The organism is Arthrobacter crystallopoietes (assembly GCF_002849715.1).
GTDB lineage: Bacteria > Actinomycetota > Actinomycetes > Actinomycetales > Micrococcaceae > Crystallibacter > Crystallibacter crystallopoietes.
Map to the genome: position 1 here is coordinate 2,285,901 of NZ_CP018863.1, position 15,067 is coordinate 2,300,967.

The 15,067-nt window shown below is 64.9% G+C and carries 13 protein-coding genes and 3 riboswitches; of the genes, 7 read left to right on the plus strand and 6 right to left on the minus strand.

Features of this window, described 5'->3' with window-relative positions:
• Window positions 1-60: 60 nt before the first annotated feature.
• The 5 genes from AC20117_RS10725 to AC20117_RS10745 form a co-directional block, all read right to left on the minus strand.
• Window positions 61-771: a response regulator transcription factor gene (locus AC20117_RS10725; RefSeq protein WP_074699744.1), complete on the minus strand. Its 711-nt coding sequence runs from the start codon at window positions 769-771 to the stop codon at window positions 61-63.
• 141 nt (window positions 772-912) lie between these two features.
• On the minus strand, window positions 913-1,746 hold the full coding sequence (locus AC20117_RS10730) for a class I SAM-dependent methyltransferase (protein ID WP_074699743.1): 834 nt from the start codon (window positions 1,744-1,746) through the stop codon (window positions 913-915).
• Window positions 1,747-1,809: 63 nt separating this feature from the next.
• Window positions 1,810-3,459, minus strand: coding sequence for a DNA repair helicase XPB (locus AC20117_RS10735; RefSeq protein WP_074699742.1), 1,650 nt, complete (start codon window positions 3,457-3,459; stop codon window positions 1,810-1,812).
• Entirely contained in the window at window positions 3,452-6,100 is a 2,649-nt protein-coding gene (locus AC20117_RS10740; protein WP_074699741.1) for a helicase-associated domain-containing protein, read from the minus strand. The genes AC20117_RS10735 and AC20117_RS10740 overlap by 8 nt, the downstream gene beginning before the upstream one ends.
• 72 nt (window positions 6,101-6,172) lie before the next feature.
• Window positions 6,173-6,427, minus strand: a complete 255-nt coding sequence (locus tag AC20117_RS10745; RefSeq protein ID WP_101632579.1) for a hypothetical protein — start codon at window positions 6,425-6,427, stop codon at window positions 6,173-6,175.
• Between the two features lie 198 nt (window positions 6,428-6,625).
• Between AC20117_RS10745 and AC20117_RS10750 the strand changes: the two genes are divergently transcribed.
• Genes AC20117_RS10750 through AC20117_RS10760 form a run of 3 tightly spaced genes read left to right on the plus strand, consistent with a single transcriptional unit; the run spans window position 6,626 to window position 9,175 of the window.
• A complete protein-coding gene (locus AC20117_RS10750) occupies window positions 6,626-7,009 on the plus strand; it encodes a cold-shock protein (RefSeq protein ID WP_074699739.1) in 384 nt (127 codons plus the stop codon).
• Window positions 7,010-7,059: 50 nt separating this feature from the next.
• A complete protein-coding gene (locus AC20117_RS10755; RefSeq protein ID WP_236777504.1) occupies window positions 7,060-7,866 on the plus strand; it encodes a DUF3027 domain-containing protein in 807 nt (268 codons plus the stop codon).
• Window positions 7,867-7,915: 49 nt separating this feature from the next.
• Complete coding sequence (locus AC20117_RS10760; protein ID WP_074699737.1) at window positions 7,916-9,175, plus strand: MFS transporter; 1,260 nt, start codon at window positions 7,916-7,918, stop codon at window positions 9,173-9,175.
• A 135-nt stretch (window positions 9,176-9,310) separates the two neighbouring features.
• On the opposite strand, the gene serC is transcribed toward AC20117_RS10760, so the two are convergent.
• Complete coding sequence (gene serC, locus AC20117_RS10765) at window positions 9,311-10,444, minus strand: phosphoserine transaminase (protein WP_074699736.1); 1,134 nt, start codon at window positions 10,442-10,444, stop codon at window positions 9,311-9,313.
• 279 nt (window positions 10,445-10,723) lie between these two features.
• Between serC and AC20117_RS10770 the strand changes: the two genes are divergently transcribed.
• The 4 genes from AC20117_RS10770 (at window position 10,724) to AC20117_RS10785 (ending at window position 14,988) form a co-directional block, all read left to right on the plus strand.
• Window positions 10,724-11,440, plus strand: a complete 717-nt coding sequence (locus tag AC20117_RS10770) for an iron-dependent transcriptional repressor DtxR (protein ID WP_074699735.1) — start codon at window positions 10,724-10,726, stop codon at window positions 11,438-11,440.
• An 89-nt stretch (window positions 11,441-11,529) separates the two neighbouring features.
• A riboswitch (cyclic di-AMP (ydaO/yuaA leader) is annotated at window positions 11,530-11,742 on the plus strand.
• 157 nt (window positions 11,743-11,899) lie between these two features.
• Complete coding sequence (locus AC20117_RS10775; RefSeq protein ID WP_236777505.1) at window positions 11,900-12,544, plus strand: M23 family metallopeptidase; 645 nt, start codon at window positions 11,900-11,902, stop codon at window positions 12,542-12,544.
• Between the two features lie 132 nt (window positions 12,545-12,676).
• A riboswitch (cyclic di-AMP (ydaO/yuaA leader) is annotated at window positions 12,677-12,845 on the plus strand.
• Window positions 12,846-12,850: 5 nt separating this feature from the next.
• Window positions 12,851-13,630, plus strand: a complete 780-nt coding sequence (locus tag AC20117_RS10780) for an NlpC/P60 family protein (protein ID WP_074699733.1) — start codon at window positions 12,851-12,853, stop codon at window positions 13,628-13,630.
• A gap of 404 nt (window positions 13,631-14,034) precedes the next feature.
• Window positions 14,035-14,203: riboswitch (cyclic di-AMP (ydaO/yuaA leader) on the plus strand.
• Between the two features lie 5 nt (window positions 14,204-14,208).
• Window positions 14,209-14,988: an NlpC/P60 family protein gene (locus tag AC20117_RS10785; protein WP_074699733.1), complete on the plus strand. Its 780-nt coding sequence runs from the start codon at window positions 14,209-14,211 to the stop codon at window positions 14,986-14,988.
• Window positions 14,989-15,067 lie beyond the last annotated feature (79 nt).

Genomic DNA, 15,067 nt, shown 5'->3' on the forward strand with positions numbered 1-15,067 from the left:
CACAGATGATCGCAACCAACTGTGTGCGAAGCGAGACCGACTTCCACCGTTGGATCACTGTCAGCGCTTTTCTGCTGTGCGCAGCAGGTACCCCACACCACGCTTGGTCTGAATGAGTGCCGGAGCCTCGGGATTGGCGTCGATCTTCCGGCGCAGGTAGGAGATGTAGGACTCCACGATGGACGCGTCGCCGTTAAAGTCATACTCCCAGACGTGATCCAGGATCTGCGCCTTGGACAGCACGCGGTTCGGGTTCAGCATCAGGTAGCGCAGCAGCTTGAATTCGGTGGGGGAGAGGTCGATGACCAGTCCGCCCCGGCGGACTTCGTGCGCATCGTCGTCGAGTTCCAGGTCGTCAACCTGGATGACGGCGTCGTCTTCGAGCAGCGGCTGGGTTCGGCGCAGCACGGCACGGATCCGGGCCACCACCTCGTCCAGGCTGAACGGCTTGGTGACATAGTCGTCGCCACCGACGGTCAGGCCGGTGACTTTGTCATCGGTGTCATCGCGGGCCGTGAGGAAGACGACCGGGAAGTGGCGACCGGCCGCGCGCAACCGGCGGGTCACGGTGAACCCGTCCATATCCGGCAGCATGACATCCAGCACCGCGAGGTCAGGGTTGTGTTCCTCAGCAGCGGCGAGGGCGTCACGGCCGTTTGCGGCGGCAACAACTTCGAACCCGGCAAAGCGCAGGGAGGTTGAAAGAAGTTCCCGAATGTTCGGTTCGTCGTCAACTACGAGCAGTTTTGCTTCAGGTTCGTTTTTCTTCACGCTTTTCAGTATGCTCACAGATTCTGGGAGTTGTCTGTACATATCTTGGGTGCCGGCCCGGTGCCAGCCGTTACCCAGCCGTAAGGAATAACGACGGCGGGGGCCTCCTATTGTGCCAACGGGGCCTTGGGCATCTGGTCCTCAGACCCCATCCCGCTGGCTGAAAATTTCTACCGGAGCGAGCGTTCCCGCGCGGATCGCTTGGGCCAGATGTCCCATCCGGACCAGTCCTTCCGGCCCTAGCACCATCTGCATCCCGGCCAGCCGAGGATCGTTGTCAGCCAGCCGGGCCTGTGCACGGGTCAGGAATTCCAACGCAAAGCCGTGCCGGTTGCGCTCGCCGGTCACCGCGAAACCGGCTTCCTCCAGCTCCCGTTCATAGTCCAGGGGCGAACGGAGGAAGGACGTTTCTGCGTTGGCGGCCCATGGCAGGGGAAACTGCGGTTCGCCCTCCCCGGTGACCATGATGTCGTAGACAGCGAAGACCCCGCCGTGCCTGAGCACGCGGTGCACTTCCCGGAACAAGGCGTCCTTGTGTTCGACATTCATGCCGACGTGCATCATGGTTGCGGCGTCGAATTCGCCGTCGCTGAAGGGGAGGTCCAGGCCGCTGGCCTGGGAGAAACTGACCTGGCCGCTCAGGCCGCAGCGTCGGGTCAGGGATTGGGCCGTGGCCACGAAGGACGGAGTGAGATCCACGCCGTGTACTGTGGCGCCGAACCGGTGCGCGAACAGGCGTGCCGGTCCGCCGATGCCCGAGCCGATGTCCAAAACCCGCATGCCGCTGCCGATGCCGGCACCGCGGGCCACGTTTTCGGCAGCTTCGGCACCGCCGACATGGAAGTGGTCCACCGCGGCCAGATCATCCGGCTCGAAATGGTCCGGATCGAGGCCGACGGCGGCTACCCCCGCGAGGATGGCATTCTCCAGATCCGGCTTCCCGTAATGCTCGGCGACAACTTTTTCAGCGTCCACGGCGGCCTCCCCACTGGTTTGGATGGCTGAAATTCTACGCCCCGACGGCGTCTTAGGACCGGCTCAGCTCCCCGTCTTACCTATATCTTTGGCGTCGAGAATGGTGTAGGCGTAGCCCTGTTCGGCAAGGAAGCGCTGGCGTTTGGCGGCAAAGTCCTGGTCCAGCGTCTCCCGCGCCACCACGGTGTAGAACCGCGCGGCCCGGCCGTCCGACTTGGGCCGCAGCAGCCGGCCCAGCCGCTGGGCTTCCTCCTGCCGGGATCCGAACGAACCGGAAACCTGGATCGCCACCGCGGCCTCGGGCAGGTCGATCGAGAAGTTCGCCACCTTGGAGACCACCAGGGTGTGCAGCGAGCCGGAGCGGAACTCGTCGAAGAGCCGCTGGCGTTCCTTCACCGAGGTCTCGCCCTTGATCAGCGGCGCGTCCAGCCGTTCGGCGAGCTCGTCCAGCTGGTCGATGTACTGCCCGATCACCAGCAGCTGCTCGCCCTTGTGGTGGGCCACCAGCCGTTCCACCACGGCGTTCTTGGTATCGGACGTCGCACAGAGACGGTACTTGTCGGCGTCGTCGGCCATTGCATACGCCGTACGCTCGTCGCGCGGCAGATCCACCCGCACCTCCACGCAGTCCGCCGGCGCGATGTAGCCCTGCGCCTCGATGTCCTTCCACGGGGCGTCGTAGCGCTTGGGGCCGATCAGCGAGAACACCTCGCCCTCGCGGCCGTCCTCGCGCACCAGCGTCGCCGTGAGACCGAGCCGCCGCCGGGCCTGTAGATCCGCGGTCATCCGGAAGATCGGCGCCGGGAGCAGGTGCACCTCGTCGTAGATGATCAGGCCCCAGTCATTGTTGTCCACCAGCTCCAGGTGTGGATAGAGCCCGCCGCGACGCAGCGTAAGCACTTGGTACGTCGCGATGGTTACCGGGCGCACTTCCTTGAGCGAGCCCGAGTACTCGCCGATCTCGTCCTCGGTGAGCGTGGTGCGCTTGAGCAGCTCGTCCTTCCACTGCCGCGCGGAGACCGTGTTGGTCACCAGGATCAGCGTGGTGGTCTGGCTCGTGGCCATCGCCGCGGCGCCTACCAGCGTTTTGCCCGCACCGCAGGGAAGAACGACGACGCCGGAACCACCCGCCCAGAAGTTCTCCGTAGCAACCTGCTGGTACGGGCGGAGCTTCCAGCCGTTTTCCTCCAGCGCGATCGGATGCGGCGTGCCGTCCACGTAGCCGGCGAGATCCTCGGCGGGCCAGCCGAGCTTGAGCAGCAACTGCTTGAGCTGGCCGCGCTGCGAGGAATGCACCACGGTGGTCTCGCCGTCGATCCGCGGGCCGAGCAATGGCTGGATCTTCTTGGCGTGCATGACTTCCTCAAGCACCGGGTAGTCGTCGGTGCGCAGCACCAGCCCGTGCTGCGGGTCCTTTTCCAGCCGCAGCCGCCCGTACCGGGACATCGTCTCTTCGATGTCGATCAGCAGCGCGTGCGGCACGGGGAAGCGCGAATACTGCAGCAAAGTGTCCAGCACCTGTTCGGCATCCAAGCCCGCCGCGCGCGCATTCCACAGGCCCAGCGGCGTGATCCGGTAGCTGTGCATATGCTCCGGCGCGCGCTCGAGTTCGGCGAAGGCGGCGATGGCGTGGCGCGCCTCGGTGGCCTGCCCGTGATCCACCTCCAGCAGGATGGTCTTGTCGCTCTGGACGATCAGTGGCCCGTCAGCCATCGGTGGTACTCCTGTTCTTGCCGCCGGCCTCGTCGGCCAGCTCGATGTCCATCACGCGGTGGATCGAGACCACGCGCTCGCTGTCTCGCTCGGCGTCGAAAACGCGCAGCCGACCGCCGCCCACAGAGAGCGGCTGCAGCACTTCGTGCCGGTGGGTTCCGTTGGGCTCCACAATCCCGATCCGCACCGGCCGCTTGAGCCGGATCGCCTTGCGCAGGGTTTCCAAGGCCAGCAGCGGTTCGGCTTCGGCGCCGGCGGCGGACTTGGCCGGCGTGCCCGCTCCGCGCAACCGGTCCAGCTGGGCCTGCAGGTCTTCGTCCGTGAGCAGCCAGGGATTGGTCCGGACCGGGAACGACGACGGCGCGCTGCCGGCTCCTCGGGTCATCCCACCTTGCGCAGGGCTACTACCCGCCGCGCCGTCGGTGCTACCCGCAGCGGTGAGGGCAACGCCGTCGTCGTCCTTATCCGGTGCGGGGGAGTAGCCGAGCTCGCGCAGGGTGTGCAGCAGTTCGCGGGCGCTCGACTTCGACGCCAGCACGGTGGGCGCCAGCCTCCGCAGCCCCAGCGGCGCGGCCCGCGGATCCGCCAGCAGCGCGTCCAGGAGTTCGAGGTCCTGGCTGCGCAAATAGGCGGACATGCTGCCCACCCGGACGGCACCATGCCGAGCGGCGGTGTCTTCGACAAGGTAGCGCAGGGGCTGCGGCACCTCCGTGGCCGAGTGGCGGGTCAGGAAGGCGAGGATGCCCTCGGCGTCCTGCCCCGCGTCCAAGGCACGGCGGACGGAATCCGCGGAGAACCGGTAGATGGCGGCCGGACCTTGCCCCTCGGCGGTGGAAAGCAGCGCGAGTTCGCGGTTCACGGCCGGCTCCAGGTACCCCGGGGCCACGGCAGTGAGATCCGCCTGCAGCAGGAAGTGGCTCAGTGGTTCCGGCAACTGCCGATCCAGCAGCTCCGCGGCCTCTTCCGGCTCGTCGGCGGCCAGTGCGGCACCCAGCTCGGTCAATGCGCCGGAGCCGAGCAGGCCCAGCCGCGCGGCCTCGACCAGCATGCCCGGAACCAAACGCTCGAAACGGCGACAGAGCCGCGGCTGGTGCCAGCAGAGGTAATCGGTCACCAGGGACTCCGCCGGGGCCGCCACCGATGTGCCGTCGCCAACCGGGACGGAGAGTTCGGCGAGGGCATCAAGCAAACGACGGCGGACGGCGGGTGCGTCGGGACGCGACGCTTCCGCGGCGAGGGCATTAATGCCGGACTTCGCCGCGTCCGGCCGGGAGTCCGGCCGCACACTTGGCTGGGAACCCGGCCGGGAACCAGGCTGGGCCGGGGAGCCCACCAGCGCGGGCGCGCGGTCGAGTGCCAGCCAGGCCGTGGCCAGCAGCAGCCACTGATGGTGACGGTCGAGCGTGGCGTAAGTGCCGGCGTCGTTGGTCCTCCACTTGCTGGTATCCACGTCCAAGGTGAGCAGCCCGGCCGCGGCAGTCAGCTCGAGCAGCCAGGCCACCTCGCCGGTGTCGATGCGTAGCTCATCCGCCAACCGCTTGATTTCCCTCACGCCGACACCGCCGGCGCGCAGGGTTGCCACCGGCGTCGTGTCCGCGAGCACCAGGAGCTCGGAGACCAGCCGCAAAGTCTCGGCGACGGCGGAGTAGGCGGCATTGTCGCGAAGGCTGGCCCGCACCGTCCGCGCTGTCCCCGTGCCGGAACTTGCGGCTTCCTCATCCGTCCCGAGTCCGGGGGCCGCGGTTTGCCAGGGGTTGATCAGGGCGCCGCCGCGGGCCGCGATCCCGGCGGCGCGAGGCAGCTCAACGTGGCTTGCATCCACCGGCACCAGCAGGCCGCGGGCCAGCAGCCACTCCACCGGCGAGGCCCCGCCGTCGTGCACTGGCAGATTCCGGAGCGCCTGGGGGACCGTGCCCACCGGCGAGCGGCGGAACCGCTCTAGCAGCTCGCCGGTCTTCGGCGGCGCCTCAGCCAGCAGCGCCTCCCAGGTGCCGGGAGCGGAGAGCCAGGCTTCCAGGGCGCGGGCAGCCGCGGAAGCCTTGTCCGCCGGAGACGACCCCGTATCACTGTCGACACCCTCGGCCACGGCGGGCAGCAGGTATCCCGCACCCCTGAGCGCAGCGACGACGGCGACCATCCGTTCGCCCGCCTCGGCGTTGGCGGCGGCTAGCTTCGCATAGGTGCGGCCCAGACCGGCCGGATAAGGACCAAGCACGTCAGGCAGGCTGGCCACCGGCAGGAATCCCGCCGGCTGGTCCGCTTCGGCAGAAACCGGCACCAGCAGGCCCAGCGAGTGCAGCCTGGCGAGGTAAGCGTCCAGCTGCTGCTCGGCAGTGTTGCCGGGCTGCCGCATAGTGGTGTCCGGCGCAGGGACGAGCAGCGGTTTGAGGGCGTCTGCGCCAATGCCTGTGCCGGCGTCGACGTCGGTGGTCAGGACGATCGTTTCGAGCAGGTCCAGCTCCGGCCGGGAGAGTTTCTCCAGCGCCCGCTGCAAACTGATTCTGGTGCAAGCCCGCGCGGCCAGAGCGGGAAAATCCGGCACCGGCGGCAGGCACAAATCCGGGCGGGCGCTCAGCAGCGCCCGCAGCTGATTATCGCTGCGGGCAGCCAAATCATCGGCCAACGCACGGATGGAGGACATCAGATTAACGTTACCCCGCCCGGCAAGTCCCGCAGCTGGCCAGAAGGCGCGGGTATCAGCGCCCGGGCACGATCAGAGGTTGCGCCGGCGCCTGATGCTGCGCAGGATCAGGAAGCCCATCAATAGGAACGCCACGGGAAAACCGGTCCAGGCGATGGCCAGGAAGCCGGGCCAGGCTTCGTTCCCGAAAAGGGCGCTGACCAGGATCACGGTCAGGCTGGCAAGTCCCGCGAGGGATACGACGGCGGCAATCGTCACCAGGGCGATCAGCAGCCTGCCCGTCTCCGGGCGGGCCGCGGGACTGGACGACGGAACAGGGGCGGACATGCAGATAACGCTAACAGCGGACATGTTGCCGGCAAAGTCCGGGACGGCTGTCGGAACAGGCTAATCTAGATAGAGACTTCCCCGTCTATGGTTACCGTACAGGCAGCACAGATCGCTGGCGCCGGAACCTGCACGGGACATGGAAAGCGCAGCAGCGGGCGATTACCCTGCACGGAATCGTAGAACGAGGTAACTGAAGTGCCCATCGGCAAGGTCAAATGGTTTGACACGGAAAAAGGTTTTGGATTCCTGGCCACGGATGAGGGCCAGGAAGTGTTCCTGCACGCCTCCGCCCTTCCGGCCGGTGTCACCGAGGTCAAGGCCGGTACCCGTATGGAGTTCGGCGTAGCCGAGGGACGCCGTGGAGCGCAGGCCCTGTCTGCCCGCATCATCGATGCCAAGCCGTCGGTCGCGAAGGCCGTCCGGAAGCCGGCAGAAGACATGGCCGTCATCACCGAGGACCTCATCAAGCTGCTCGACGACATCTCCAACGGGCTCCGCAAGGGCCGCTATCCCGACAAGGCGCACTCGGCCAAGGTCGCTGCCGTGCTGCGCCACGTCGCGGATCAGCTGGACGTCTGAGCCGGCGGAGTCCATACATGAGCAGCGCTGAGACAGAAACGGAATCTGCAGTGGAACCAACAGTAGACACCGCCGCGGAAAGCCCTGCTCCGGTCCGACGCCGGCCCGCTGCCAAGCGGCCCGCCAAACTGGATGCGCTGCTGGCCGCTGCCGTGGACCGTGCCCGTCAGGGCGTGCTCGAGATGGCCCCGGCGGAACAGGTCGGCGACCATGTGGGTGTGGTGGCGGAAGCCGAGCGCCTGGTGGTCCACCGGTTCGAATCCAAACTCCCCGGCTACATCGGCTGGCAGTGGTTCGCCTCGCTGGCGCGCGCACCGCGGAGCAAGGAGATCACGGTCTGCGAAATCGGCCTGCTGCCCTCGGAGAAGTCGTTGCTGGCGCCGGACTGGGTTCCGTGGGCCGAGCGGGTCCGTCCGGAAGAGGCCGCCGCGGAAGCCGAGAGCATCGCGGACGAAAACAACGACGGCGAAAACAACGACGGCGCCGGGCAGGCCGCGGACGAAGCCGTGAACGACGCCGATGGCGCAGCCGAAGCTGGCCGGGTAGGCGAAGCTGCCGCTCCAGCCGCCGTGGACGGATCTGCTGATCAAGCATCGGCCGACCCGGATCGTTCAACTCCAGCAACCTCGGAAGCCTCAACTCCTGACTCCGCAACTTCGGAGAACACAGACTCAGCGGACGCAGTGCTTGAGCCCTCGTCATCGGAGACCTCGGCTGACGAACCTGTTGCGGACGAGCTCGGCTCGGACGCGGCGACAGCTGAGGCTAATGCGGAGGCAGCTGAGGCCGGACCGGAGACAGCCGGGGTCCACCTCGAGGCACCTGAGACCACCCCGTACCCGGAGGCAACCGCCTAAACCATCCGCGGCCATGTGAATCCTGCGGCAGAAAGGAGCGCCTGTATAGATGTTCCGTTCGCTGCAGTTCTTCAACTACCGCATCTGGTTTGTGGGGGCGATCGTCTCCAACATAGGCACCTGGATGCAGCGGACCGCCCAGGACTGGCTGGTCTACGACATCCTGACCAAGCAGGACGCTGCTGCCATGGGCATCGTCATGGCGCTTCAGCTCGGTCCGCAGCTGCTCATGGCTCCATGGTCGGGACTGATCGCGGACAGTTTCAACCGGCGCCACCTGCTCATGATCACCCAGATTTCCATGGCACTGCTGGGCCTTGGGCTGGGCATCATGGTGATCACGGGCGTTGTGGAGCTCTGGCACGTCTACGCCTTCGCCCTGGCCCTGGGCATGGTGTCCTCCGTGGATGCCCCCGCCCGGCAGACCTTTGTCTCGGAGCTCGTCCGCGATGACTTCCTGCCCAACGCCGTCGCGCTGAACAGCACTTCCTTCAACCTGGCCCGCATGGTGGGGCCGGCCGTTTCGGGCGTGCTCACGGTCGCCGTCGGGCCTGGCTGGGTTTTCCTGATCAACGCGGCAACGTTCGGTGCGATGATCGCCGCACTGCTGGTGATCCGCGGCAGCGAGCTGCGTTCGCTGCCCAAGGCTGCCAAGGGCAAGGGCAGGATCCGCGAGGGGTTCCGCTATGTGCGGCACCGGCCGGACCTGATGGTCGTCATGACGGCGATCTTCATCATCGGAACCTTCGGACTGAACTTCGCCATCTATATTGCAGCCATGGCCCGGACCGAATTCGGCGGGCACGCCGGCGACTTCGGTCTGCTGTCGTCCGTCATGGCCGTCGGTTCGGTCATGGGGTCACTGCTCGCTGCACGCCGCGACCGGCCCCGGCTGCGGTTCATTTTCGGAGCCGCTGCAGCCTTCGCGGTCGCCTGCACGGCGGCAGCCTTGGCACCCAACGCCTGGTTGTTCGGCCTGGCCCTCGTGCCCATCGGGGTCTCCGCGCTGACCATCATGACCAGTGCGAACGCCTACGTGCAGACCAACACGGACCAGGTGATGCGTGGACGGGTGATGGCCCTGTATATGGCGATTTTCATGGGCGGAACCCCGATCGGTGCTCCCATCGTCGGCGCCGTCACCGATGTATTCGGGCCCCGGTGGGGCCTGGGCGTGGGGGCGCTTGCCGGACTGGCCGCGGCACTGGTCGGTTTCATCTGGGCATGGCGCGCCAAGCAAATGCGTTTCCAGTTCGACCGCACTGCCAAACGGAAGCTGCGCATTACTTATCTGCAGCAACAGCCGTAGGCTGCCTGAGCCACGGCGCGGCCGTTGAAAGGTATCTTCCAGGCCTGAGGCCCGAACCCTTGCCAGCGCCCGCGCAACACAAACAACGAGGCACCCTGGGAAAACCAGGGCGCCTCGTGTTGCACTTGGCAGGAATCAGCCGTTCAGCTGCTCAATCACGTAGTCCACGCAGTTGAGCAGGGCACTGACGTCCTCCGGCTCGATCGCGACGAAGGTGGCGATGCGCAGCTGGTTGCGGCCGAGCTTGCGGTACGGCTCAACATCCACCACGCCGTTGGCACGCAGGACCTTGGCGACCGCGGCGGCATCGACCGAGTCATCGAAGTCCACCGTGGCAATGACGTTCGACCGGTGCTCGGGATTGACCACATAGGGCGTTGCGACGTCGGATGCTTCGGCCCAGCTGTAGACGCGGCCGGCGGAATCGGCCGTGCGCTTGGCGGCGAACTCCAGGCCGCCGTTGCCATTGAGCCACTCGATCTGGTTGTTCAGTGTCACCAGTGTGGTCAGCGCCGGCGTGTTGTAGGTCTGGTTCTTCAGCGAGTTGTCGATCGCCGTCTGCAGGTTGAGGAAGTCCGGGATCCAGCGGTCGGTGCCGCCGATCTTTTCGGCGCGTTCCAGCGCTGCAGGGGAGAACAGGCCCAGCCAGATACCGCCGTCGGACGCGAAGTTTTTCTGCGGCGAGAAGTAGTAAACGTCGCTCTCGGAGACGTCTACGTGCAGCCCGCCGGCGGCGGAGGTGGCGTCGACGAGTACCAGCGACCCTTCGTCCGCGCCGGCCACGCGCTTGACCGGAGCGGCGACGCCGGTGGAGGTTTCGTTCTGCGCCCAGGCGTAGACGTCTACGCCGGCTTCCGCCTTCGGGCTGGGCAGGGAGCCGGTCTCCGCCTTAATGATGGAGGATTCCGCCAGGAAGGGGGCCTTGTTCGTGGCCGAGGCAAACTTGGAGCTGAATTCTCCGAAGGAGAGGTGCTGCGCCTTGTTCTCGACCAGGCCGAAAGTTGCAACGTCCCAGAAAGCAGTGGCCCCGCCGAGGCCGAGGATGACTTCATAGCCCTCGGGAGCCTGGAAGAACGTCTGAAGACCCTCGCGCACGCTGCCCACAAGGTTCTTGACCGGGGCCTGGCGGTGGGAGGTGCCCAGCAGATCCCGGCCGGCCGCCACGACCGCGTCGATCTGTTCGGAGCGGATCTTGGACGGCCCGGCACCGAAACGACCGTCGCGGGGGAGCAGGTCTGCGGGAATGCTTATTGACTGGTGGTCGCTCATAGAGGCTTCTTCCTGGCGGGCTTACGGGGATCTCTAGACAGTTCGCCTTTGAACCTCCTCACATTCTGTCGCAGCCGCCCCGTCGTCCGATACTTGAGACGCGCATATTTCGCATAATGGACTTGTCCCCGTCGCGTCCCGTAATTTGTCCTGCGCTTGGTGCAAACACGGGATTATCGGCACCTGTGGCAAACAAGATAACCTTGTTGGGGGACCACGACGCCGGTGCGTCGGCTTTCGGATCTATCCCGCCACCTGCGCTGAGGAGCAAGAATTCCAGTGACTGATCTCATCGACACAACCGAGATGTACCTTCGGACCATTCTCGAGTTGGAAGAAGAGAACATCGTTGCCCTGCGGGCCCGCATTGCGGAGCGCCTGCGCCATTCCGGACCTACCGTTTCCCAGACCGTGGGGCGGATGGAGCGTGACGGGCTGGTTGTTGTCTCCGGAGACCGACACCTGGAGCTTACGGAGAACGGCCGGCGCCGCGCCACCGAGGTGATGCGCAAACACCGGCTGGCCGAACGGCTCCTTGCGGATGTCATCGGTCTGGACTGGGCTTATGTCCACGACGAAGCGTGCCGGTGGGAGCATGTGATGAGCGAGCGCGTGGAGCAGCGCCTCTATGAGCTGCTGGGCAAACCAACCGAGTCGCCCTACGGCAATCCCATCCCGGGGCTCGAGGCCTTGGGCGGAAAGCCTGCTGAGCAGTTCATTAACGGTGTTGTTAATCTCACAGAGGCCATGCGGAAGTACCAGCCGTCGGACACCGTGACCATTATCCGGCTGGCCGAGCCGATCCAAGTGGAGCCGGAGTTGCTCCTCCAGCTTGATGAAGGCGGCCTGAAACCCGGGGCCAAGCTGCAGCTGGAATCCGTCGGCGAATACATCTCAGTACGTGTTCCGGGGATCGAGGGCGCCCTCGAACTGCCGCCCGAGGTGGCTGCCCACATCTTTGTGGCGTTCGACACCGTCCCAGCTGGAAACGCTTAACCGCATTGTCCACAGGTCTGGATAAAGGAATTATTACTCTGAAGGGTTTCCCTTTATAGTTGTTGCTTGACGCCGATGCATTGGCGTTACCTGATCCGTAGCCGAACCCTGTCAGCGGATCAGCGACCCGCATTGACAGGGGCGGAGGACCCACCATCGGCAGCCTACCCAGCTGCCTAGGGGTGAAGCCACGCTTGATTTCGGTACCAGCTGCTTTCCGCGCTGATGCCGCACGTCTTGTGGCCGAGTTATCTCTTACTCGAATCCGACAGCTAACTTCGCAGGCTTATAGGAGAGGGAAGACTTTTGTCAGAACAAAGAGCCACGGGACGGCGTCGTTCGGCCGCCCCGGCAGGTAGGTCGCGTCCGCGTTCAGGAAGCACCGGCCGTCGACGCGCCGAAGCTGCTCCGTCGCCCGTTACCGCAGTAGTCCGAGGAGCCGGCCACAAGGCCGCTATCGTGGCAACCGCATCCGGCATGGCGCTTACTGTCCTGCTGCCCACCACTGCAGGTGCCTCTGCATCCGGCGAACCCGCCGTTGACGCGGCAGCAGCCGAGGTCGCTGCCGTCGCCGCAGCGCCCGTAACAGCGGCAGCGGAAGTAGACCTGCACTTCCAGCGCGCGGGCCTGACGAGCAATTTCGATCCCGACACCAAACTTGAACAGGTCATGGTGGCATCCGGCGGCGATGCCAAGGCGGTCAGCAGCGAAGGAACGCTGTCCCAGCCCATGGCAATGGACAGCATGAAGATGACCTCGCCCTTCGGTATGCGAGTTAACCCGGTAACCGGATATGCCGGTGAAATGCACACCGGCCAGGACTACGGCGCAGCCTGCGGCTCGCCGGTCTACTCGGCCGCTGGCGGCACGGTCAAGGAAGCCGGCTGGTTTGGCGGCTACGGCAACCGCGTCGTAGTGGACCACGGCAACGGCCTGGAGACCACGTACAACCACCTGACAAGCATTAGCGCCAAGGTCGGCGACGCTGTCAGCCGTGGGGATTTGTTGGCTCAAAGCGGAACGACCGGTAATTCCACCGGCTGCCATCTCCACTTTGAGGTAGTTGTCAATGGCGACATGGTTGACCCCAAGGGTTGGCTGTAACCAAAGACACACCATTCCGTGACCGGAATGTGACTTAGAAGATGAAACGTTATAGTGTCGAACCCGTGCCGAAGACCGGATCATGGTTTGGCACCTCCGGGTGGATTGCCTAGCTCTGCCACTTCCCGGGGTCCGTTCGCAACGATTTCGCATGGCAGGGGCGGGGGAACCAACTTCCGGGCTTCTTAGGAGGCCCTTGGGGTTAAGTGGTGGGTGTTCTTGGCTGAGGCCGGGGCTCCCATGGCCGGATGACTCCCATCCGAACCCGACAGCTCACCTCGCAGGCATTGGGAGAGGTAATCACTCGTGTCTAAGAACACTGCTGCTTTGGGCCGCCACCGTGCTGTGCCCGTCCGTACCAGCCCGTTGGAGACTATTTCCAAGGCTGTTTCTTCGAATGCCGGTTCCGTGGGCCGCCAGGCTGCTGTGATTGCTGCCGCGTCCGGTCTGGTTCTTTCGGTCGGCGTTCCGGCGCAGGCGACCAATATTGAGCGTGAGGCTTCGGTCCAGGCTGCTGCTGCGGCTCCGTCGCGGGTGCAGGTTGAGGCTGTGCAGGCTTCTGGTGCTGTTGAGCTGGATCTTGAGCGTTCGGGTGTGACCTCGACGCCTGCTCCGGTGGTTGAAGAGCCGGAGCCTGTGGTTGAGGCTGTGGCCGAGGAAGTCGCTCCGGTGGTTGAGGAAGCCGAGCAGGTTGTTGCCCCGGTTGAGAAGGCCGAGGAAGCGCCGAAGCCCGAGGCGAAGGCTGATGTTGCTGCCAGCGGTATTGGTGCCGCTTTGGTGGCGTCGGCTTATGGCCAGATCGGTGTGTCGCAGGACTGCACTGCGATGGTGGAGAACGCGCTGCGTTCGGCCGGTATTTCCGTGGGCGATCTGGCTCCGGCGCAGTTCATGGCGTACGGTACCCAGGTTTCGACGCCGCAGCCGGGCGACATGATCTACTACGACGATGCCGGCGCCGGTGTGCCGCACATCGCGATTTACGTGGGCAACGGCCAGGCCATCCATGGTGGTTGGACCGGTTACACGACCGCGCTGGCCGATGCCTACATCGGTTCGGGCCCGGTCTTCATCCGCCCCAACGGCTAAAACGCATTAGCACCGCCGGCTGAGTCAGCCGACATGTTCAAGCGGACGGGTTCGCATTCGTGCAGGATGCGGGCCCGTTCCTTGATTTTTATATCGGTCTTTCCATGCCTGCCATTTCGGTCAACTCCCGTATTCCGTCCGCTTTTCCCGCATTTTTCGTCACATTCAGGTAACGGCGGCAAAATGTGAATTGAATCACGTAGAAGTGGAAGAAAACCGCGAATTTTCGGGGTCTGATGAAACGATCCGAGCTGGACTGACGCTGTCTGGCGGATTCAAAGCGGATTGCCCGTGATCTGAATGTGACTTAGCCCCGGAAATCGTATACCGTCTTGTTCGTGCCAAATCCGAATCATGGTTTGGCACCTCCGGGTGGATTGCCTAGCTCTGCCACTTCCCGGGGTCCGTTCGCAACGATTTCGCATGGCAGGGGCGGGGGAACCAACTTCCGGGCTTCTTAGGAGGCCCTTGGGGTTAAGTGGTGGGTGTTCTTGGCTGAGGCCGGGGCTCCCATGGCCGGATGACTCCCATCCGAACCCGACAGCTCACCTCGCAGGCATTGGGAGAGGTAATCACTCGTGTCTAAGAACACTGCTGCTTTGGGCCGCCACCGTGCTGTGCCCGTCCGTACCAGCCCGTTGGAGACTATTTCCAAGGCTGTTTCTTCGAATGCCGGTTCCGTGGGCCGCCAGGCTGCTGTGATTGCTGCCGCGTCCGGTCTGGTTCTTTCGGTCGGCGTTCCGGCGCAGGCGACCAATATTGAGCGTGAGGCTTCGGTCCAGGCTGCTGCTGCGGCTCCGTCGCGGGTGCAGGTTGAGGCTGTGCAGGCTTCTGGTGCTGTTGAGCTGGATCTTGAGCGTTCGGGTGTGACTTCGACGCCTGCTCCGGTGGTTGAAGAGCCGGAGCCTGTGGTTGAGGCTGTGGCCGAGGAAGTCGCTCCGGTGGTTGAGGAAGCCGAGCAGGTTGTTGCCCCGGTTGAGAAGGCCGAGGAAGCGCCGAAGCCCGAGGCGAAGGCTGATGTTGCTGCCAGCGGTATTGGTGCCGCTTTGGTGGCGTCGGCTTATGGCCAGATCGGTGTGTCGCAGGACTGCACTGCGATGGTGGAGAACGCGTTGCGTTCGGCCGGTATTTCCGTGGGCGATCTGGCTCCGGCGCAGTTCATGGCGTACGGTACCCAGGTTTCGACGCCGCAGCCGGGGGACATGATCTACTACGACGATGCCGGCGCCGGTGTGCCGCACATCGCGATTTACGTGGGCAACGGCCAGGCCATCCATGGTGGTTGGACCGGTTACACGACCGCGCTGGCCGATGCCTACATCGGTTCGGGCCCGGTCTTCATCCGCCCCAACGGCTAAGAGTTTTAACCGGGTACCGCGCTACCCGAAAACGTTTCCTAGGTCATAGCAGTACCGCATCCCGGGCGTTCCGCCGTAC